This is a genomic window from Sphingomonas panacisoli (assembly GCF_007859635.1).
Taxonomy (GTDB): Bacteria; Pseudomonadota; Alphaproteobacteria; order Sphingomonadales; family Sphingomonadaceae; genus Sphingomonas; species Sphingomonas panacisoli.
Map to the genome: position 1 here is coordinate 1,483,758 of NZ_CP042306.1, position 18,910 is coordinate 1,502,667.

At 64.9% G+C, this 18,910-nt stretch carries 21 protein-coding genes and 1 tRNA gene; 16 read left to right on the top strand and 6 right to left on the bottom strand.

The window, feature by feature from the left end; genetic code table 11:
- The first annotated feature begins 31 nt into the window (after positions 1 to 31).
- Genes FPZ24_RS17115 through FPZ24_RS07580 form a run of 4 tightly spaced genes read left to right on the top strand, consistent with a single transcriptional unit; the run spans position 32 to position 3,823 of the window.
- The gene (locus FPZ24_RS17115; RefSeq protein ID WP_186729129.1) at positions 32 to 169 is read left to right on the top strand and encodes a hypothetical protein; all 138 of its coding nucleotides are present in this window, start codon (positions 32 to 34) and stop codon (positions 167 to 169) included.
- Complete coding sequence (locus tag FPZ24_RS07570; protein WP_146570713.1) at positions 150 to 1,955, top strand: hypothetical protein; 1,806 nt, start codon at positions 150 to 152, stop codon at positions 1,953 to 1,955. The genes FPZ24_RS17115 and FPZ24_RS07570 overlap by 20 nt, the downstream gene beginning before the upstream one ends.
- A 50-nt stretch (positions 1,956 to 2,005) precedes the next feature.
- On the top strand, positions 2,006 to 2,866 hold the full coding sequence (locus tag FPZ24_RS07575) for a tyrosine-type recombinase/integrase (RefSeq protein WP_240047692.1): 861 nt from the start codon (positions 2,006 to 2,008) through the stop codon (positions 2,864 to 2,866).
- Between the two features lie 9 nt (positions 2,867 to 2,875).
- Entirely contained in the window at positions 2,876 to 3,823 is a 948-nt protein-coding gene (locus tag FPZ24_RS07580; protein ID WP_146570717.1) for an acetyl-CoA carboxylase carboxyltransferase subunit alpha, read from the top strand.
- 63 nt (positions 3,824 to 3,886) lie between these two features.
- Here FPZ24_RS07580 and FPZ24_RS07585 read toward each other — a convergent pair whose 3' ends face one another.
- Positions 3,887 to 4,054 (bottom strand): Flp family type IVb pilin, encoded by a 168-nt coding sequence (locus FPZ24_RS07585; protein ID WP_146570719.1) that lies wholly within the window; start codon positions 4,052 to 4,054, stop codon positions 3,887 to 3,889.
- A gap of 135 nt (positions 4,055 to 4,189) precedes the next feature.
- Entirely contained in the window at positions 4,190 to 4,366 is a 177-nt protein-coding gene (locus FPZ24_RS07590) for a Flp family type IVb pilin (RefSeq protein WP_146570721.1), read from the bottom strand.
- Between the two features lie 95 nt (positions 4,367 to 4,461).
- Between FPZ24_RS07590 and FPZ24_RS07595 the strand changes: the two genes are divergently transcribed.
- Positions 4,462 to 4,848 (top strand): (deoxy)nucleoside triphosphate pyrophosphohydrolase, encoded by a 387-nt coding sequence (locus FPZ24_RS07595; RefSeq protein WP_146574280.1) that lies wholly within the window; start codon positions 4,462 to 4,464, stop codon positions 4,846 to 4,848.
- Here FPZ24_RS07595 and FPZ24_RS07600 read toward each other — a convergent pair.
- Complete coding sequence (locus FPZ24_RS07600) at positions 4,831 to 5,661, bottom strand: class I SAM-dependent methyltransferase (RefSeq protein WP_186729134.1); 831 nt, start codon at positions 5,659 to 5,661, stop codon at positions 4,831 to 4,833. The two genes, FPZ24_RS07595 and FPZ24_RS07600, sit on opposite strands and share 18 nt — an antisense overlap.
- A gap of 42 nt (positions 5,662 to 5,703) precedes the next feature.
- On the opposite strand from FPZ24_RS07600, the gene FPZ24_RS07605 reads away from it, so the two are divergent.
- The 6 genes from FPZ24_RS07605 (at position 5,704) to FPZ24_RS07630 (ending at position 8,952) form a co-directional block, all read left to right on the top strand.
- Entirely contained in the window at positions 5,704 to 6,426 is a 723-nt protein-coding gene (locus tag FPZ24_RS07605; protein ID WP_146570725.1) for a ComF family protein, read from the top strand.
- A gap of 32 nt (positions 6,427 to 6,458) precedes the next feature.
- Positions 6,459 to 6,716 carry a glutaredoxin 3 gene (gene grxC, locus FPZ24_RS07610; protein ID WP_146570727.1) on the top strand — a complete coding sequence of 86 codons (258 nt, stop codon included), beginning with the start codon at positions 6,459 to 6,461 and terminating at the stop codon, positions 6,714 to 6,716.
- Positions 6,713 to 7,534, top strand: a complete 822-nt coding sequence (locus FPZ24_RS07615; protein ID WP_146570729.1) for a carbon-nitrogen hydrolase family protein — start codon at positions 6,713 to 6,715, stop codon at positions 7,532 to 7,534. Before grxC ends, FPZ24_RS07615 begins: the two co-directional genes overlap by 4 nt.
- Positions 7,531 to 7,959 (top strand): DUF1178 family protein, encoded by a 429-nt coding sequence (locus tag FPZ24_RS07620; protein WP_146570731.1) that lies wholly within the window; start codon positions 7,531 to 7,533, stop codon positions 7,957 to 7,959. Before FPZ24_RS07615 ends, FPZ24_RS07620 begins: the two co-directional genes overlap by 4 nt.
- Positions 7,960 to 7,995: 36 nt before the next feature.
- A tRNA-Arg gene (locus tag FPZ24_RS07625) sits at positions 7,996 to 8,072 on the top strand.
- Between the two features lie 82 nt (positions 8,073 to 8,154).
- Positions 8,155 to 8,952 carry a type 1 glutamine amidotransferase domain-containing protein gene (locus FPZ24_RS07630; RefSeq protein ID WP_240047660.1) on the top strand — a complete coding sequence of 266 codons (798 nt, stop codon included), beginning with the start codon at positions 8,155 to 8,157 and terminating at the stop codon, positions 8,950 to 8,952.
- A 63-nt stretch (positions 8,953 to 9,015) separates the two neighbouring features.
- Here FPZ24_RS07630 and FPZ24_RS07635 read toward each other — a convergent pair whose 3' ends face one another.
- On the bottom strand, positions 9,016 to 9,276 hold the full coding sequence (locus FPZ24_RS07635) for an SWIB/MDM2 domain-containing protein (protein WP_146570735.1): 261 nt from the start codon (positions 9,274 to 9,276) through the stop codon (positions 9,016 to 9,018).
- 194 nt (positions 9,277 to 9,470) lie between these two features.
- Between FPZ24_RS07635 and FPZ24_RS07640 the strand changes: the two genes are divergently transcribed.
- Genes FPZ24_RS07640 through fghA form a run of 4 tightly spaced genes read left to right on the top strand, consistent with a single transcriptional unit; the run spans position 9,471 to position 12,173 of the window.
- Positions 9,471 to 10,583 (top strand): S-(hydroxymethyl)glutathione dehydrogenase/class III alcohol dehydrogenase, encoded by a 1,113-nt coding sequence (locus FPZ24_RS07640; RefSeq protein ID WP_146570737.1) that lies wholly within the window; start codon positions 9,471 to 9,473, stop codon positions 10,581 to 10,583.
- 26 nt (positions 10,584 to 10,609) lie between these two features.
- A complete protein-coding gene (locus FPZ24_RS07645) occupies positions 10,610 to 10,990 on the top strand; it encodes a VOC family protein (RefSeq protein ID WP_146570739.1) in 381 nt (126 codons plus the stop codon).
- Entirely contained in the window at positions 10,987 to 11,343 is a 357-nt protein-coding gene (locus FPZ24_RS07650) for a cupin domain-containing protein (protein WP_146570741.1), read from the top strand. Before FPZ24_RS07645 ends, FPZ24_RS07650 begins: the two co-directional genes overlap by 4 nt.
- Entirely contained in the window at positions 11,343 to 12,173 is an 831-nt protein-coding gene (gene fghA / locus FPZ24_RS07655; protein WP_146570743.1) for an S-formylglutathione hydrolase, read from the top strand. Before FPZ24_RS07650 ends, fghA begins: the two co-directional genes overlap by 1 nt.
- 65 nt (positions 12,174 to 12,238) lie before the next feature.
- Here fghA and FPZ24_RS07660 read toward each other — a convergent pair whose 3' ends face one another.
- Both FPZ24_RS07660 and FPZ24_RS07665 read right to left on the bottom strand, forming a co-directional pair.
- A complete protein-coding gene (locus FPZ24_RS07660) occupies positions 12,239 to 14,824 on the bottom strand; it encodes a TonB-dependent receptor (protein WP_146570745.1) in 2,586 nt (861 codons plus the stop codon).
- 309 nt (positions 14,825 to 15,133) lie between these two features.
- The gene (locus FPZ24_RS07665) at positions 15,134 to 18,043 is read right to left on the bottom strand and encodes a TonB-dependent receptor (RefSeq protein WP_146570747.1); all 2,910 of its coding nucleotides are present in this window, start codon (positions 18,041 to 18,043) and stop codon (positions 15,134 to 15,136) included.
- A gap of 230 nt (positions 18,044 to 18,273) precedes the next feature.
- Here FPZ24_RS07665 and folE point away from each other — a divergent pair, with 230 nt between their 5' ends.
- Positions 18,274 to 18,909: a GTP cyclohydrolase I FolE gene (folE, locus tag FPZ24_RS07670; RefSeq protein ID WP_240047661.1), complete on the top strand. Its 636-nt coding sequence runs from the start codon at positions 18,274 to 18,276 to the stop codon at positions 18,907 to 18,909.
- Position 18,910 lies beyond the last annotated feature (1 nt).

The following is an 18,910-nucleotide window of genomic DNA, read 5'->3' on the forward strand; positions in this document are numbered from 1 at the left end:
GGCCGGTTGTTCGAACGAGAGTATGTATCGCATGTCGCGGATGATGATGGTGCTGATTGCGGTGGTGGTGGTGCTGGTCGGGGGGATCGTCCTCCTATCGACGCGGGCGCACGAAAAGCCGCAGACCCGCATCGAAAAGGGCGTGTCGCTTGGCAATCTCCAGGGCTAAGCTCGGCGTTTCCGCGGTCGCACTGCTCGCCATCGGCGGGGCGGCGATCGCGCAGCAGAAGCCCGAATCGATCCTGCCGCCGGGGTTCGATCAGCCGCCGGCGACCGCACCGCGGCCTGCGCCGACGCGTGCCGCGCCCGCGCCGGCTCAGTCCGCTGCGCCCGTTACGACGACCGCACCGGTCGGCGCGCCGCCGATCGCGGCGGTTCCCGGTACGCCGCCGCCTCCTGCTGCTTCACCGACACCGACGGCGGTTCCCACCGACCCGGTCACGGGCTTGCCGATCGGCCCCGCGTTCGGATCGGTTCACTACGCTCTGCCCGAATCGTCGCAGCGTTCGCTCGACCTGGTCGGGGTCGATCCCGCCGACGGTGTCACGAACCCGGCCGCCTTCGGCAAAGCCGACGGGCAGTATATCGAAGCGTTGATGCGCAACACGCAGGCGCCGATCGCGTCGCGTTGGGTGTCGATCGCGCTGCGCCGCTTGCTGACCCAGCCGCTCGCGACGCCGCGCAACGTCAACGGGGCGGATTTCGCCGCGGAACGCGCCTTCTTGCTGTTGCGGATGGGCGAATCGGTGATGGGCCGCGCGATCGTTCAGTCGGTCGATCCGGACAATTACACGCCGAAACTCTATCAGGTGGCGATGCAGGCCGCGCTCGCGACCGGCGATGTCGGCGCGATGTGTCCGTTGGTGACCAATGCGGTGAAGATTTCGGACGAGCCCGCCTGGGTGCTGGGCCGCGCGATGTGCGCCAGCCTCTCGTCCTCGCCGGGCCAGGCCAAGCCGCTGATGCAGCAGGCGTCGCGGGTCGCCACGGGCGTCGATCTGCTCCTGGCGCAGAAGGTCGCGGGCAAGGGCGCGAACAAGATGGACGTAACGATCGAATGGTCGAGCGTCTCGAACCTCAACAGCTGGCGTTTCGGCCTCGCGACGGCGGCGGGCGAGGACATCCCCGATACTTTGTTCGACAATACCGGCCTGCAGATGAAATATTGGCAGGTGCTGTCGCCGCAGCTCGTCGCCTATAAGCGCGCGCATTACGCCGAACTGGCCGCAGCGCAGGGCGTGTTGTCGAACGCTGCTCTGGTCGACCTTTACGGGCTGGTCGATGCCGGGGACGACACCAACACGCCGGCCAACGCGATCGCGAACGATCTGGCGACCGCCTATACGGCGTCGAGCCGCGACGGCCGCCTGGATGCGCTGCGCGGGCTGTGGAAAAGCGCCGACGCGACCGAGCCGGCGCATTACGGCCGGCTCGTGCTGACGGCGCGAGCCGCCGCGCGCGTCCCCGTCGCGGCAGCGACCGACGGCAGCGACGACCTGCTCGCCTCGATGATCAGTGCCGGGATGGACGGATCGGCGCTGCGCTGGCGCAACACCGTCGCACGTGGGAGTCTCGGCTGGGCGTTGATCGCGCTTGCGGACCCGACCAGCAATGCGCGCTATGCGGCCGGCGACGTCAGCGCGTTTTCGGTGAGCGCGGAGAAGCAGAAGATGTTCGCCGCGGGATTGGCCGGGCTCGGTCGCATCGATAATGCCGCCGCGCAAAGCAGTGGCGTCGATGTCACTGCGGAAAACAGCTGGACCCGCAAGATAGATCGCGCCGCCGCCGAGGGGCGTCCCGGCGAGGTACTGGTGCTGAGCGCGGTCGGGATGCAGACCACGGACTGGCGCGGCGTGTCGCCGCAAGCGGTGTTCCACATCGTCAATGCGTTGCGCGTCGTCGGCCTGGGCGGCTGGGCGCGGATGGTCGCGGCGGAAGCCGTGACGCGAGTGTGACCGCAAACGTATCGCTCGACGACCGCGCGCTGATCGAGCGCTTTCTCGAAATGCTGGCCGCCGAAGCGGGCGCGGCGAAGAACACGCTTGCCGCCTATGCCAGCGATTTGCGGCTCGCATCGGCGGCGCTCGATGGCGCGCTGGCAATAGCGACGCCAGCAGCACTCGCGAGGCTTGGTGACGGTTGGAGCGATCTGTCTCGATCGACGGTCGCACGGAAATCGGCAGCGTTGCGGCGATTCTTCGCCTTTGTCGCCGACGAAGGGCATCGCACCGACGATCCAGGCGCCGCTTTGCCGAAGCCCGGCGCGCGGCGGGCGCTTCCCAAGGTGCTGAGCCATCACGACGTCGATCGCTTGTTCGTCGCGATCACTGAGCGGCAGGCACGCACGCCGCCCGATCCCAATGACCTTCGCCTCGCGGCGCTCGTCGAGCTGCTCTACGGCTCGGGTCTCCGCGCGACGGAGTTGGTGTCGCTCCCGCGCAACGCGATTCAGCCCGACAGACCCTATATTATCCTGAGAGGGAAGGGCGGTCGCGAGCGGCTGGCACCGATTTCCGATCGCGCGCGAGCGGCGGTGGCTGCGTGGCGCGCGCACGTCGCGACCGACCGGCCCTGGCTGTTCCCGTCGGGCAAGTCGCATCTGTCGCGCGTCCGCCTCTATCAACTGATCAAGGCGCTCGCCGCCGACGCCGGCATCCCGCCGGACCGCGTCAGCCCGCACGTCCTGCGCCACGCCTTCGCGACGCATCTGCTGGAGGGTGGCGCCGATCTGCGCGCGCTCCAGGCGATGCTCGGTCATGCCGACATCGCCACCACCGAAATCTACACGCATGTCGACAGCAAGCGGCTGGTCGAATTGGTCAATACCCGCCACCCGCTCGTTGACGAGGTGAAGCGCCGCGCCTAACCCGCGCGCATGGCCACATTTCTGGATTTCGAGAAGCCGATCGCCGATTTGCAGGGGCGGATCGACGAGCTTCGCGACACCGCCGCCGACGGCGCGATCAACATCGACAGCGACGTCACCCGGCTACAGGCCAAATCCGACGCGCTGCTCAAGTCGACCTACGCCAAACTGACGCCGTGGCAGAAGACGCAGGTCGCGCGACATCCCGAGCGGCCGCATTTCAAGAATTACGTGGCCGGCCTGTTCGAAAACTTCATGCCGCTGGCCGGCGACCGCGCATTTGCCGACGACCAGGCGATCCTGGGCGGCTTCGCGACGTTCCGCGGCAAGCGCGTGATGGTGATCGGCCATGAAAAGGGCGACGACACGGCGAGTCGGCTCAAACACAATTTCGGGATGGGCAAGCCGGAAGGATATCGCAAGGCGATCCGCTTGATGGAGCTGGCCGATCGCTTCGGGTTACCGGTGCTGACGCTGGTCGATACGTCGGGCGCGTTTCCGGGCGTGCAGGCTGAAGAGCGCGGTCAGGCCGAAGCGATCGCACGATCGACCGAAGCGTGCCTGAAGCTCAAGGTGCCGATGATCGCGGCCGTTGTGGGAGAGGGCGGCTCGGGTGGCGCGATCGCGCTGGCGGCGGGCAATCGCGTGCTGATGTTCGAACACGCCGTCTATTCGGTGATCTCGCCCGAAGGCAGCGCCTCGATCCTGTGGCGCACCGCCGACAAGGCCGCAGAGGCGGCGGATGCGATGAAAATCACCGCGCAGGACCTGAAAGGGCTCGGCGTTATCGACACGATCGTGAAGGAACCGCTCGGCGGCGCGCATCGCGACCCCGAGGAAGCGATCGGCGCGCTCGGCGATGCGATGGAGGGTGCGTTGAACGGCCTGCACAATCTGTCGCCGGATCAACTCAAGCGCGACCGTCGTGACAAGTTCCTCGCGATGGGGCGGCTGTAGGGCACAAAAAAAGGCGGCGGAACCGAAGTTCCGCCGCCCTTCTTTCAAGCTGTAAGCGTGAGCTTACGAAGCCTTCATGTTCGACGACACGTTGCCGAAGGTCGTCTTCAGCTGGTTGCCCAGGCCCTGCATCGCGGCGATCGCGGCGACGGCAATGAGAGCGGCGATCAGGCCGTACTCGATGGCGGTGGCACCCTTCTTGTTCGTGAAAATCTTGCGAATGGTCTTCATGTCCGGTCTCCAAAAGGTGGAAGTACTTCAGTCACCCGGCTGGACCAGGAATGCCCCCGAACCAGCAGAACGAATCACTAGGGCTGTCAGGTTGATAAAAACTTAAAGCCCGGAAATATGTGGCCGGCCCGGCACTTAACGCGCATTCTGGACCTTGGTGGAAACGTTGTTCCACAAATCGATCGTCGCGCCCGCGGTCAGTTGCAGCGCGCCGAACATCGTCAGCACGATCAGCGCGAGAATCAGACCGTACTCGACGGCGGTCGCGGCTTTCCGGCACTCGGCCAGACGGCGAAGCAAGTGCATCATCATTTTTTTGCCGCGTACGGCTCCCCAATCTATGTCGAGGGGTACGCGGGGACCGTTAACGAAAAGCAAACAGGGCAGGAGGTTGGACCTAAATGCTGATGCTGGTGGTCGCGGCGGCACTGATCGATGCTGAGGGACGCGTGCTGATGGCGCGACGGCCCGCGGGAAAACAGCATGCGGGGTTGTGGGAATTTCCGGGCGGCAAGGTCGAACCGGGCGAGGCGCCCAAGGCAGCGCTGGTGCGCGAATTGCGCGAGGAGCTGGGCGTCGAAATCGATCCGGACGCGCTCGACCCAGTGGCATTCAGCGAATCGCTGGGCGAGCGGCATCTGGTCTTGCTGCTCTATCGCTGCCGGTCGTGGCGTGGCGAGCCTCGCGCGCTCGACGCAGCGGAAATACGCTGGGTGGCGGCCGGCGATTTGACCGCGCTCGACATGCCTCCGGCCGACGGGCCGCTGGCGGCAGCGTTAGCGGCGGAGTGCTGAGGCGAGCGACGCGGTCGCGCTACCGCGTTTGGCGGGCTTGGGTTGGTCGGGCGACGGCGCCCAGCCGGTCAGGAAAATGAGATCGAACCGTTCCGCGACTCGCCCGTCGGGGTCGGCGCGGTCGGCGAAGGCTTGGGCGGCGGCTGCCAGCGCGCGGCGTGTGAGTGGCACGCGGTCGCGCAGCACATTGCCCGCTGCCATGCCGCGCAGATCGGCGATCAGGCCGAACAGATCGGGGTAGCGGACGGTCAGCGTCTCGCCGTCGGCGACGGGGAGCGCGAAGCCGGCGCGGACCAGCAAATCGCCGGCCGATCGCACGTCGATCATCGGGTGGAAGCGCGCCGCGGGACGATCGGCCTCGGCTTCACGGAACGCGGCGCGGGCCTGGCTCAACGATTGCCCGCCGACGAACGCGCCGAGGAACAGACCGTCCGGCCGCAGCGCGCGGCGGATTTGCGCGAGCGCGCCGGGCACGTCGTTGACGCTGTCGAGCACGCCCGCCGACACCACGAGATCGAAACTTTCCGGCTCGAGGGGCAGCCTGTCCTCGTCTGCCTGTGTGCCGCCGACTTGCTTGGCGAATACCGCGCCCGCGTCGATCCTCGTTACTGCAGCGTCCGGCGGCGGTGCGAACGATCCGTCGAAACAGCCGAGATCGAGCACGTCGCGAAATTCGCGCTTCACGCTCGCCAGCCGTTCGTCGATTCCTTCGAGCATCGCCGCCCGCAGGAAATCGTGCGCGGCATAGGACGGCGCGGCACGGTCACGGCGGCGGCGGCGGGCCGCGCGGTCGAAAATTTCGGGAGAATCCATCGCTGCTCCGCTTGTGCCGCCCCGCGCGCGCGACAAGACCGCATGGGGTTTCGCGATCTGCTCGGCGATACGATTGCGTTGGCGCTGCCACCGCGCTGCCCGGGATGTGGCGCGGTGGTGCGCGGCGACCACCGCTTCTGCGTCGATTGCTGGGCCTCGCTCGAGTTCATCGGGCCGCCCTGGTGCGCGACCTGCAATATGCCGTTCGCGATCGATCGCGGCGACGACGCACAGTGCGCTGCGTGCCTGGCAGGCGCGCCGCATCATAGCGGTGCACGCGCAGCCGTGGCTTATGGCCCCGTCGCCCGAACGCTCGCACTACGGCTGAAATATGGTGGGCGGCTGGCCTTCGCGACGACGGCGGCGCGGCTGATGGCGCGGCATCTGCCGGCCGACGCGGACGTGCTGGTACCGGTCCCGCTCCATCGCTGGCGGCTATGGGGCAGAGGATTCAACCAGGCGGCGTTGATTGCCGACAAGCTCGCCCGAGGGTCGGGCGTCGGTAGCGATCCGTTTGTTCTCGCGCGCTCGCGCCGAACGCCGGCGTTGCGGGGCATGAACCCGCACCAGCGCCGCTTGGCGGTGCGCGCAGCCTTCATGGTCACCGGCGCCGAACGCGTGAAAGGTCGCCACGTCGTGCTGGTTGACGACGTCTATACAAGCGGTGCGACCGCCGACGCCTGTACGCGCGCGCTGCTTGGTGTGGGTGCGAAGAAAGTCACGATCCTTTGCTGGGCGCGCGTCATCGGCGAGGCGATCGATTGACAATAGCGACCCCGCTCTCCACGTTTTGGCGCATGGCGAAGGTCGAAATCTACACCAAGGCGTGGTGTCCGTATTGCGTGCGGGCGATGAAGCTGCTCGCGTCGAAGGGCGTCGAGCCGGTCGAATATGACGTGACGATGGGCGGTCCGAAAAAGGCCGAGATGGTCGAGCGCTCGGGTGGCCGGATGACGATGCCGCAAGTGTTTATCGACGGAAAGCATATCGGTGGGTCGGACGATCTGGCGGCGCTCGACGCGCGCGGGGGGCTCGATCCGCTCCTGGCGGCATGAGGATCGCGTTGTTTCAGATGACCGGCGGGATCGACCCCACCGCCAATGCCGCGACAATCGTTCAGGCGGTTGCCGACGCCAAGGCCGATGGCGCGGTGATGCTGTTCACGCCGGAAGTATCGGGGCTGGTCGATCGCGATCGCGCGCGAGCCGCGGCGAATATCCATGCGGAAGACGATGACGCAGTGCTGGCGGCAGTCCGCGCGGCTGCTGCGAAGCACGCGCTGTGGGTCCATCTCGGCTCGCTGCTGATCCGGCGCGAGGATGGGAAGCTCGCCAATCGCGGGTTCGTGATCGACGATAGCGGTGCGATCCGGGCGCGCTACGACAAGCTTCATTTGTTCGACGTCGATCTGCCGACCGGCGAAAGCTGGCGCGAATCGGCGAGCTATACGGCGGGCGAGGGCGCCGTGGTCGTCGATACGCCCGCTGGCGCACTGGGCGTGTCGATTTGCTACGATCTGCGTTTCCCCGACCTCTACCGCGCCCTGACCGATGCTGGCGCGACGATCCTCGCTGTCCCGGCAGCGTTCACGCGCCCGACCGGCTCCGCGCATTGGCATGTCCTTTTGCGCGCTCGAGCGATCGAGGGCGCGGCGTTCGTCGTCGCGGCCGCGCAGACCGGCGTGCATGCGGACGGCCGCGCGACCTTCGGCCATTCGCTGGTGATCGATCCGTGGGGCGAGGTGCTGCTCGACATGGGGGAGGCGCCGGGGCTGGGCTTCGCCGGGATAGACCCCGCCCGACAGGCCGACGTCCGCGAGCGAATCCCCGCCTTGCGGCACCGTCGCGCCATCCCGAGCGTCGAGCGGCGATGATCGTCTTCGACCTCAAATGCGGCGCGGGCCATGTGTTCGAAGCGTGGTTCGGCTCGTCCGACGATTATGCCGATCAGCAGGCGCGCGGTCTGGTGGATTGCCCGATCTGCGGCGACCGCTCGATCGACAAAGCGGTGATGGCGCCGGCGGTCGGGACCAAGACCAATCGCCAGATGGACGTCACGCCCGCCGCGATGAAGGCCGCGATGGCCGCGCTCGCGGCGGCGCAGTCCAAGGCGCTCGAAGGCTCCGAATGGGTCGGCGCATCGTTTGCCGGCCGAGCGCGCGCCATGCACGAAGGGACTGAGGATCACGCGCCGATCCACGGTCAGGCGACAATCGCCGAGGCCAAGGCGCTGGTCGAGGACGGCGTCGCCGTCGCGCCGCTGCCTCTGCCCGTCATCCCGCCCGACGCGTGTAATTGACCCTTCGCGGCCGCACAGCTACCTGTTCGCCCGCGTGGTTCCGTAGCTCAGCCGGATAGAGCGCCACTTTCCTAAAGTGGGCGTCGGGGGTTCGAGTCCCTCCGGGACCACCATATTTTCAGATGAGGATGTCGTGCGATCGCTCATGTCCTGATCCCGATCCCGTCGCGCGATTTCGATCCGAGCGAGGTGGCGGTGAGCTGGCGCGTGCTGACCGCGCACGGTCATCGCGTGACGTTCGCGACGCCGGATGGGCGGCCAGGCGAGGGCGACGACATCATGCTGACCGGCGTCGGGCTCGATTGGTGGGGCAGGGTGCCGCTTTTGAAGCATCTGGCGGCCGTCGGGCTGATGCTGCGTGCCAATGGCGATGCGCGAGCGGCGTATCGCGCGATGATCATCGATCCGGCGTTCCTCGCGCCGATCCGGTGGGAGGCTGCCGCCGAAGCCGATTTCGACGGGCTATTGCTGCCGGGCGGTCACCGCGCGCGCGGGATGCGGGAGTATCTCGAGAGCCCGACGCTGCAAGCGCTGGTGGCGGCCTTCTTCGCTGCGGACAAACCGGTCGCGGCGATCTGCCACGGCGTATTGCTGGCGGCGCGCAGCCAGGCTGCCACCGGCCAGTCGGTGCTCTACGGCCGCAAGACCACCGCGCTGACCTGGCGGCTCGAAGGATCGGCGAGCAAGATCGCGCGCCTTACGCGTCGCTGGGACCCGGATTACTACCGCACCTATCCGGACGGCCCGCACCAGCCAGAAGGCTATATGTCGGTCCAGCAGGAGGTGACGCGCGCGCTGGCCGACCCCGCCGACTTCATCGACGTCGCGCCGGACGCTGCCGATCACAGCCGCAAGACGAGCGGCCTATCCCGCGATTCCCTCCGCGACGAGCGCCCCGCCTGGGTGGTCCGCGACGGCACTTACCTGTCCGCGCGCTGGCCCGGCGACGCGCACACCTTCGCCCGCCAATTCGCCGAGATACTTCCCGCCTGAGCCCTCCGACGCAAAAAGGGCGCCGCGGTCTCCCGCGACGCCCTTTCAGTAGAAGGAACCAGCTTACGCCTTGACGTGCTTGGCGATGTGCTTGTTCATTTCGAACATCGTCACCTTGTCCTTGCCGAAGACCTTCTTCAGCTTGTCGTCGGCCAGGATTTCGCGCTTGTTGGCCGGGTTCTGCAGGTTGTTCTTCTTGATGTGGTCCCACACCTTGCTGATCACCTGGCTGCGCGGCAGCGCGTCGGAACCGACGACGGCGGCGAGCTCGGGCGAGGGGGTGACGGGGGCGTGGATGCCGCCGGTCTTGGGTGCAGTAGCCATTGCATTCCTTCCTATTCGTTTGGCCGACTAGGGGCCTAGAATCGTACGCCTCTTATCGAGCGCGCCTCCTTCTGCGCCGCCTTTTTGCGCTTGTCACGCCTTAGGATGCACGATTTCTGTCGAGAACGGCCGCGATTGGATTGCCTCGTGGGTCCGAAAGCCTAGAAGCCGGGCATCAGACCATCGGAGAGCCCATGAAAACCCGCGCCGCCGTTGCTTTCGAAGCCAAGAAACCGCTCGAAATCGTCGAGGTCGATCTCGAAGGGCCGAAGGCGGGGGAAGTACTCGTCGAGATCATGGCGACGGGCATTTGCCACACCGACGCCTACACGCTCGATGGCCTTGATTCCGAAGGGATTTTCCCTTCGATCTTGGGGCATGAAGGCGCCGGGATCGTACGCGAGGTGGGCGCCGGCGTGACCAGCGTAACGCCCGGCGATCACGTCATCCCGCTCTACACGCCGGAGTGCCGTCAGTGTAAGTCGTGCCTGTCGGGCAAGACCAACCTGTGCACCGCGATCCGCGCTACGCAGGGCAAGGGGTTGATGCCCGACGGGACCAGCCGTTTTTCGTACAAGGGCCAGCCGATATTCCATTACATGGGGTGTTCGACCTTCTCGAACTTCACCGTGCTGCCCGAAATCGCGGTCGCGAAGATTCGCGAGGACGCGCCGTTCCAGACCAGCTGCTACATCGGCTGCGGGGTCACCACCGGGGTCGGGGCCGTGGTCAACACCGCCAAGGTGCAGGCAGGCGACAATGTCGTGGTGTTCGGGCTCGGCGGGATCGGCCTGAACGTCATCCAGGGCGCGAAGATGGTCGGCGCGGGCAAGATCATCGGCGTCGATATCAACCCCGACCGCGAGGAATGGGGCCGCAAGTTCGGTATGACCGACTTCCTCAATTCGAAAGGCCTCTCCCGCGAGGAGACGATCGCCAAGATCCTCGACCTGACCGATGGCGGGGCGGACTACACCTTCGACGCGACCGGCAATACCGAGGTGATGCGGACCGCGCTTGAGGCGTGTCATCGCGGCTGGGGTACCAGCATCATCATCGGGGTCGCCGAAGCCGGCAAGGAGATCGCGACACGGCCGTTCCAGCTCGTCACCGGGCGCAACTGGCGCGGTACCGCATTCGGCGGCGCGAAGGGCCGCACCGACGTGCCCAAGATCGTCGATTGGTATATGAACGGCAAGATCGCGATCGACCCGATGATCACGCACGTCTTGTCGCTCGAGGAAATCAACAAGGGCTTCGACCTGATGCACGCGGGCGAGAGCATCCGCAGCGTCGTCGTCTACTGAACGGACAGAGAGAGGGAGAGGGAACGATGTACAGTCACATGATGGTCGGATCGAACGACGTCGATCGCAGCAAGAAGTTCTACGACGCGACGTTCGCGGCGATGGGCGGCCAGCCCGGGCGCCAGGACGACAAAGGCCGGCTGATGTACATGCACAACGGCAGCATTTTCATGGTGACGCCCCCGATCGACGGCCAGCCCGCGACGCACGGCAACGGCTGCACGATCGGCTTCGCGATGTCGCCGGAGCAAGCGGACGCCTGGCATCAGGCGGGCATGGACAATGGCGGTACCGCGATCGAGGATCCCCCCGGTGTGCGCAGCGGCGGCGGCGTGAGCCTATATCTCGCCTATCTGCGGGATCCCGACGGCAACAAGCTCTGCGCGCTGCACCGCATGCCGGCATGAGCGAGGCGGTGAACCTGGCGGAGAAATTCGCCACGTTCTCCGACCATTGGGCGCCGCGCCTGGTCGCCAGCTACAACGGCAACGACGTGCGCGTCGTGAAGGTCGAGGGCGAGTTCGTCTGGCACACGCATGACGATACCGACGATTTCTTTCTGGTGATCGACGGCGTCCTCGACATCGAACTGCGCGATCGTACCGTTACGCTCGGGCCGGGTGAGCTTTACGTCGTGCCGCGCGGTGTCGAGCATCGTCCGGTCGCGCGGCATGGCGAGGTACGAATGATCAACATCGAGCCGGGCGGCACCCACAATCTCGGCGAAGGATCGCCGCAACGCCCGGTGGTCGCCGCTTGATGGAAACCGTCAGCGTCAACAAAGCGCATGGCGGCGTGCAGGGCGTGTACCGCCACGATTCCGCGGCGACCGGCACGAGCATGACCTTCGCGGCGTTCGTGCCCGACCATGAGCCGGGCGCGCGCTTGCCGGTGCTGTGGTTTCTGTCGGGCCTGACCTGCACGCATGCCAATGTCATGGAGAAGGGCGAGTTTCGCGCGGCGTGTGCGGAGCATGGGATCATCCTTATTGCGCCCGATACCTCGCCGCGCGGCGACGATGTGCCCGACGATGCGACGTATGATTTCGGCAAGGGCGCGGGTTTCTACGTCGATGCGACCGAGGCGCCGTGGTCGGCCAATTTCCGGATGCGATCGTATATCGAGGACGAATTGCCCGCTTTGGTCGCCGCCGAGTTCCCGGCCGATATGGCGCGGCAGGGGATTACCGGGCATTCGATGGGCGGGCATGGCGCGCTGACGATCGGCTTGCGCAATCCCGACCGGTTCAGAAGCGTGTCGGCTTTCGCGCCGATCGTGTCGCCGCTGCATTGCCCGTGGGGCGAGAAGGCGTTGACCGGGTATCTCGGCCAAGACCGAACGACATGGCGAAAATACGACGCCTGCGCGCTGATCGAGGACGGCGCGCGCGTCCCCGAAATCCTGGTCGATCAAGGGGATGCGGACCAGTTCCTCAGTGATCAATTGAAGCCGGAACTGCTGTCCGACGCGTGCCGCACTGCCGGGATCGATCTGACGCTACGGATGCAGCCGGGCTACGACCACAGCTATTATTTCATCTCGACGTTCATGCCCGATCACGTCGCCTGGCACGCCGAACGACTGGCATAGAAAAAGCCCCGGCGACTGGGTCGCCGGGGCTTTTCTTTCTGGGGCGGCCGAAGAGCCGCCCGCGATCAGAACTTGAACCGCGCATCGACGCCATAGGTACGCGGCGGGCTCGGATAAGCCGACAGCGTGCCGCTCTGCGCGACGCCCGGGAAGATGACCGGGTTGTACTTCGGCTCGGTCAGGTTGCGGCCCCAGACGCTGAGTTCGAGACCCTTCAGCACCTGCAACGATACCGACGCGTTGAGCGATTCCGGCGACGCCTTGTACGGCAGGCCCTGCGCGATCTTGAACGCGCTGTCGTGCGCGTAATCGACGTGGAGGATGACCGCCTTGTCGTTGCCGAACGGCACCGTGTACGTGCCGCCGACCGCGATCGAGTATTTCGAAATGCCCGACGGCGTGGCGCCGGTCAGGTTGGTCGGGACCACGGTGTTGGTCGCCGGATTAAACGACGAACCGCCGGTGAACTTGTCATACACCGGGTCGAGATAGGTCAGCGACGCGGTAAAGGTCAGGTTCTTGGTCGGCGACATCGTCGCGTCGATTTCGGCGCCCTTGGTCGACTGCTGCTCGGCGTTGGCGAGCACGAAGCCGGTGCCCTGGAACACGTTGCTCTGGAAGCCCTTCAGGATCTGCTTGAACAGCGCGACATTGATGCCGAACCCTTCGAAGTTACCCTTCAGGCCGACTTCGTAGACCTGCGCCTTTTCCGGACCCGCATAGCGCGTGCCCGCGGTCAGGTTGGCGAGCGCGAGACCCGCGGTGCGGATCGGCGACGCGGCCGGGCTCTGGATCGGCGAGCCCGGGATGAAGTCGGTCGCGAACGGGCGGCTGTCGTACGACAGGTTGAACGACGATGCCTTGAAGCCCGTCGCGTAGCTTGCGTAGACGTTCACGTTCCGGTTGAACTTGTACGCAGCGCGCAGCGTGTACGACAGATTGTCGTCATGCGTCTTGCCGCTTTCCACCGCATTCGGGAAGTTGAGGAACGGCGGCAGGAACTGCAGCGGCTGCAGCGCCAGGAACGGATTGCCGCCGGTGCCGCGGTTGGACGCGAACACCGTCGCCTGTGCCGGGGTCAGACCCAGACCGCCGAACGCGACTGGCGTCACGCCGTAGTTGAAGCCGGCCTGGACGAGGTCGAGGGCGGAGAAGGTGTCGGTGCTGGAGTCGTTGGTCGACACCTTCTTGCGGTCGTTGGTGTAGTTGAACCCGGCGGTGAAGGTCAGCCCCTCAACCGGCTTCAGATCGACCTGGCCGAAGATCGAATAGGCTTCGTCGCCATATTTGTAATGCTCGAAGCGGCCCTGGCCCGCCGCGCCGAACGCGGTCGCCGGGGTCGAAGCGGGCAGGCCGAGCAACGCGCGGAGCGTCGGCTCAAGCGCGCTGTACGCGCCGGTCGGGAACGCGGCGCTGCGGGTCAGCAGGTTGGCATAGGCCTTGAAATTGTTGCCAAACGTCAGCTGGCCGTCGCTCTTGATGTCTTCCTTGAAGTAGAAGCCGCCGATCAGGAAATTGATCGGACCATCGAAGCTCGACGCGAGGCGGAGTTCCTGAGTGTAGGTGTCGACCTTCGTCGTCAGCGCGTTCGACCCGATCAGGTCGGCACTGGTGAAGTCGGAGTCCGCGTTGGTGTAGGTCTTCACCCGGCGATACGAACTGATGCTCGTCAGCGCCAGTTGCGGCGTCACCGAATAGTCGATCTGGCCGGAGAAGCCGTAATTGTCGATCTTCGTGACCGAGGGGAAGTTGGCGTAGCTGTCGTACGAGAAGCGCTGGTTCGAATTGACCTGGCCACCCACGCCACGCACCGCGGCACCGGTCGGGCCGTCGAACAAATTGGCGACGGTGCAGCAGATTTCGTTGATGCGGTCATAGTCGCCGATCAGGCGGATCTTGAAGTCCGAGCTCGGTTCGAACAGCAACTGCCCGCGGAAACCGTACCGGTTGCGATTGTTCCCCTTGATGCCGAGGTTCACGTAGTTCGCGTAGCCGTCGCGGCGGTTGTAGTTACCGGCCAGGCTGAACGCGACGGTCTTGGTGATCGGGCCCGTGATGTCGCCCTTCAGAACGACGGCGTTGTAGTTGCCGTAGCTCGCCTCCGCGCTGCCGCCGAATTCGAACTTCGGCACTTCGGTGACGATGCTGATCACGCCGGCCGACGCGTTCTTGCCGAACAGGGTCGATTGCGGGCCGCGCAGCACTTCGACGCGCTGGATGTTGGGCAGATCGGAAATCTGCGCCGACGAGCGCGAGCGGTACACGCCGTCGATGAACACGGCGACCGACGGTTCGATGCCGATATTGTTGGCGCCGTTACCGAAGCCGCGGATGATGAAGTTGGTGTTGGCCGAGCTTTGCAGCTGGCCGACCTTGAGCGAGGGAACCAGCGTCTGGAGGTCGAGCAAGTCGCGGACCTGGGCGCGCTCGATCGATTCAGAGGTGGTCACCGACACCGAGATCGGCGTGTCCTGCAGCGTGGTCGCGCGCTTGGTCGCGGTAATGACGATGTCGTTGTCGGGGCCGGCGGTGTCGTCCTGGACGTCGGCTGCGGCGGCGGGCGCGGGTGCGGCCGGAGCAGTCTGCGCGGTCGCCGGCACCGCGGCAATCAGGGCGATCGCCGAAGCGGCGAGAAGCTCGAACTTTTTCACGGAAACAATAACCCCTCTACAAATGCTCCCGGTCTTTTCGCCGGTTTGCGTGGTTTCTGCCTAAGGCCTGCGAGCCTATGAGGCCTAAATATTTAGCGTCAATGGCAGGACTGAGGCGTAAACCCGCGTTTTTCGGAGAAGTGTCGCTCGGGAGCCGCACTCGCCCGCATTCGGGCCGCGAACAAATCCGCCTTTCCGTAACGTCAAAGTGTCGCGCGCGCGGTGCGCATGAAAAACGGGCCCCGGAAAAAATTTCCGAGGCCCGTTTTGGGTCGATTGAGGTCGGGGGCCGCTGACGCGGCCCCGCGGTCAGAACTTGAACCCGGCCGCGATGCCGTAGCGCCGCGGTTCCAACGTGAAGGCATTGGTGAACAAGCCCGACGACTGGTCTGTGACGTACAGGCCGGTGATCGCGTTGTTGTTGGTCGCGTTCTGAATGAACCCGCGCACGTAGAAACGATCGTTCGGCGCGTTCAACTGGATCTGGGCGTTGATGACTTCGTAGCCCTGGATACGGTTGATATTCTTGTTGAAGATGCTGCCGTAATAGCCGCCCGTATAAGTCAGGTCGACGCGCGGGACGAGGCTCCAGCCGCCGCCGAACTCCGCCGTATACTGGACACCGGCCGAGAATTTGTAGTGCGGCGATTGCGGCAGGTCGTTGCCCTTGATGTTGGTCGTGACACCTTCAGGCAGGACCGACACGCCCGATGCCGCCGTCGCATTCGCCGTCAATACCGCGCACAGGCTGAACGCGCCCGTCGTGTTGGTACCGGGGATCGCGGTCGGTGCACGCAGGCCCAGGCCTGCATTGACGGCGGTCACGAAGCCATTCGATTGCGCGGCGACGCCGGCGTTAGACACCACCGCGCAATTGTTACCGTTCTGCAGATCCTTGATGATCACCGCGTCGGCGCGGCCGCCCGACGGATCCTGGGTATTGGCCAGGAATTTGTCGGTCGTGACCTTGGTATGCAGGTAGCTGGCGTTCAAGTTGACCAGCAGGGCGCGCGACGGCTTGATGATGGCTTCCGCTTCGACGCCGTAAACGTCGGCATCGACGTTGTCGTTGACCGACGTCCGCGCGACGATGCGGCTGAGCTGCAACTGCTTGTACTGATAGTAGAAGCCGGTGACGTTGAGGCGCAGCGTCCCGTCGAGGAACGTGTTCTTCGATCCGATTTCGAACGCGTTGACGGTTTCCGGATTAAATCCGACCGGCACCGCGAATACCGGCGTCAGCGGCGGGTTGATGCCGCCCGACTTGTATCCGCGCGAGTAGGACAGATAGAGCAGGTTACGGTCGGTGATCTTCCAGTCGAGCACCGCGCGTCCCGTCAGTCGGCTGAACGACACGTCGTTGATCGCCAGCGGCTGTACGCCGGTGCGCGATGGGTCCGCGTCGAAATTGGCGAACGCAGGCGACGTGTAGACGTTGGTCGTGGTGAACGGAACGACTTGTCCGGTCAGCAACGTCGTGCGCGCTTCCACATGCTTGTCGTCATGGTTGTACCGCGCACCCAACGTCAGCTTGAGCCTGTCGTTGAAATTGATGTAGGCTTCACCGAAAATACCGTACGATTTCAACGTGTAATCGTCGGTATTGTTGCGGTAGAACGGCGTTGCCGAATACCCCGCGCCACCACCGAACAGCACCGATGCGTAATCGAGCGCGAACGAGTTCACGTAATAGCTGTTCTCGGTCAGGTGGTAGCGCAGGTACCCCGCGCCGACCAGGAAGTTGAACGGGCCGTCGAACTTGCTGCTCAGGATACCTTCGCCGTAATATTGGCTGGCGGAGCCGGTCGAGCGGTCGAAGTCGAGACTGCGCGGCGCGCAGATCGAATGGCCGCCGAAGACGCCGGTGCCCGTCGGTTCGGCCAGCGACTGGCAAACGCTGGCGGTGCTACCCCCGGGTAGTAGTGCATTGCGCGCGGCGAGGAACCCGGCCCCAAGTGCGCCGCTGCCGGCGACGGCGTTGAAGGTATTGAGGCCGACATTGGTGGCGTAATTGTTCTCGATCGCGAGGTTATAGTCGACCGTGGAATCGGTCGACCCCGTCGTGTAGCCGCCGTCGAGCTTCAGCGTGATGTTGCCGAAATCCTGGACGAAATTGACCAGCACCTGTTTTTCGTCGGTCTTGAACCGCGGCAGCGAGTCGATGTTGACCGTGCGGACGTCGGTCGGATTGGTGAAGTTGGAATAGGTATCCGCGCCATACACGCTGCCCAGCGCGAAAGTCGGACCCACCGCCGCGAGCGGCGTTCCGGCATAGGCGATACGCAGGAATTCGGTCGAGGTCAGCGTCGCCGCGAAGCTGGCGTTGCCGTTCAGCGTATCCGTGCCGAGGCGATCGGGCAGACAGCCGAGCACGCCGGTCGGATCGCGATGGCAAAGCTGTTTCTGAATGCGCGAGCGGTCGTCATTTTCTTTGAAATAATGGCCGACGATGTCGAGTGTGGTGTTCGCGGTCGGCTGGAAGCGGATCGACGCGCGGATGTCGTATTGGTCGCGGCCGTCGATCTGCGAATTCGTGAACAGGTTCTTCGTGAAGCCGTCGCGTTTAAGGTAATAACCCGCGACGCGGACGCCGAGGATGTCGCCGAGCGGCAGGTTGAGCATACCCTTGACGCGGAAGCTGTTGTAATTGCCGTATTCAATGTCGCCCGACGCGCCGATACCCGATAGATCGGGTTTGGCGGTGATGAAGTTGATCACGCCGCCGGTCGCGTTGCGGCCGAACAGCGTACCCTGCGGGCCGCGCAGGACTTCGACGCGCTCCAGGTCGAAATATTCGTTCTGGAAGATCGGCGAAGCGATCACGGGGACGTCGTTGACGTGGATCGCAGTCGCCGCGTCGCAGGTCACGCCGACGCACAAGTCGCCGATGCCGCGAATGTTGAACGACGATGACGACGTGAAGTTGGATTTGGTGAAGGTGATGTTCGGCAGCGTCAATTGCAGATCGCTAGTCGTGTTGATCTGCTGCTCCTTCAGCGACTCGGCGCTGAACGCCGACACCGCGATCGGCACACTCTGCAGGCTTTCCGACTGGCGCTGGGCGGTGATGACGATGTCGCCGATCTGAGTGCTGTCATCCTGCGGCGTGGTGCTGGCGGTGGTGGCTGGCTGGTCTTGCGGCGGCGTGGTTTGCGCCACGGCCGGCGTGGCAGCGATCAGCGCAATAGCCGTCGCAGCGAGAAGCTCGAACTTCTTCATGTGACATCCCCTCATCCCGTACGCCCCCGATCTTTGTCGATTGGCGCAATTGTTCATACCGAACATTCCAAATCTAGGAGGCTTAAACTTGCGCCGTCAATGGTCTAGAGGCTCGAATGGCCAAGCGTCCCTGCGGTTGTTGCTGAAAAGAAACAGTCGCGTGGCTCAGTTTGGGCGCAACAAAACGGCGCCAAGATCATGGCAGAGCGTAAGAAAAGGATCGAGCGAAGTTGAGCGAGGATCATGAAGACGATTTGAACGACGGCGATCTGGTCGCCTCGTCGCCCAAGATCCCGGTACCCGACGATGTGGCGGACGCGGTCAAGACGCTGATCCGTTGGGCGGGGGACGATCCGGCGCGTGAAGGATTGCTCGATACGCCCCTGCGCGTCGCACGGGCATGGAAGGAATATTGCGCGGGCTATGAGGACGACCCCGCGCGGCATCTGTCGCGTGTATTCGAAGAAGTCGGCGGCTATGACGACATCGTCCTGCTCAAGGACATTCCGTTCCAGTCGCATTGCGAACATCACATGGCGCCGATTATCGGCCGCGCGCACATCGCGTATCTGCCCAAGAACCATGTCGTTGGTATTTCGAAGCTGGCCCGCGTGCTGCACGGCTTCGCGCGGCGGCTGCAGGTGCAGGAACGGCTGACCGCCGAGGTCGCCGATTGCATCTGGGACAATCTCAAGCCGCAAGGCGTCGCGGTGGTGATCGAGGCGACGCATGCGTGCATGACCGCGCGCGGTGTTCGCACGCCGGGGGTCGGCATGGTGACCAGCCGCATGATGGGCGTGTTCCGCGAGGACGAGCGCAGTCGGCGCGAAATCCTGGCGCTGATGGATATGCAGGGTCGCGCGTGAC

Bases quoted from the DNA above. Each gene is read 5' to 3' on its own strand.
- FPZ24_RS07640 (WP_146570737.1), top strand. From the start codon at position 9,471: ATGAAAACCCGCGCCGCCGTTGCTTTCGAAGCCAAGAAACCGCTCGAA.
- FPZ24_RS07580 (WP_146570717.1), top strand. From the start codon at position 2,876: ATGGCCACATTTCTGGATTTCGAGAAGCCGATCGCCGATTTGCAGGGG.
- FPZ24_RS07600 (WP_186729134.1), bottom strand. From the start codon at position 5,661: ATGGATTCTCCCGAAATTTTCGACCGCGCGGCCCGCCGCCGCCGCCGT.
- fghA (WP_146570743.1), top strand. From the start codon at position 11,343: ATGGAAACCGTCAGCGTCAACAAAGCGCATGGCGGCGTGCAGGGCGTG.
- FPZ24_RS07620 (WP_146570731.1), top strand. From the start codon at position 7,531: ATGATCGTCTTCGACCTCAAATGCGGCGCGGGCCATGTGTTCGAAGCG.
- FPZ24_RS07615 (WP_146570729.1), top strand. From the start codon at position 6,713: ATGAGGATCGCGTTGTTTCAGATGACCGGCGGGATCGACCCCACCGCC.
- FPZ24_RS07645 (WP_146570739.1), top strand. From the start codon at position 10,610: ATGTACAGTCACATGATGGTCGGATCGAACGACGTCGATCGCAGCAAG.
- FPZ24_RS07650 (WP_146570741.1), top strand. From the start codon at position 10,987: ATGAGCGAGGCGGTGAACCTGGCGGAGAAATTCGCCACGTTCTCCGAC.
- FPZ24_RS07605 (WP_146570725.1), top strand. From the start codon at position 5,704: ATGGGGTTTCGCGATCTGCTCGGCGATACGATTGCGTTGGCGCTGCCA.
- FPZ24_RS07585 (WP_146570719.1), bottom strand. From the start codon at position 4,054: ATGAAGACCATTCGCAAGATTTTCACGAACAAGAAGGGTGCCACCGCC.
- FPZ24_RS17115 (WP_186729129.1), top strand. From the start codon at position 32: ATGTCGCGGATGATGATGGTGCTGATTGCGGTGGTGGTGGTGCTGGTC.
- FPZ24_RS07665 (WP_146570747.1), bottom strand. From the start codon at position 18,043: ATGAAGAAGTTCGAGCTTCTCGCTGCGACGGCTATTGCGCTGATCGCT.
- FPZ24_RS07595 (WP_146574280.1), top strand. From the start codon at position 4,462: ATGCTGGTGGTCGCGGCGGCACTGATCGATGCTGAGGGACGCGTGCTG.
- grxC (WP_146570727.1), top strand. From the start codon at position 6,459: ATGGCGAAGGTCGAAATCTACACCAAGGCGTGGTGTCCGTATTGCGTG.
- FPZ24_RS07590 (WP_146570721.1), bottom strand. From the start codon at position 4,366: ATGATGATGCACTTGCTTCGCCGTCTGGCCGAGTGCCGGAAAGCCGCG.
- FPZ24_RS07635 (WP_146570735.1), bottom strand. From the start codon at position 9,276: ATGGCTACTGCACCCAAGACCGGCGGCATCCACGCCCCCGTCACCCCC.
- FPZ24_RS07575 (WP_240047692.1), top strand. From the start codon at position 2,006: ATGCTGGCCGCCGAAGCGGGCGCGGCGAAGAACACGCTTGCCGCCTAT.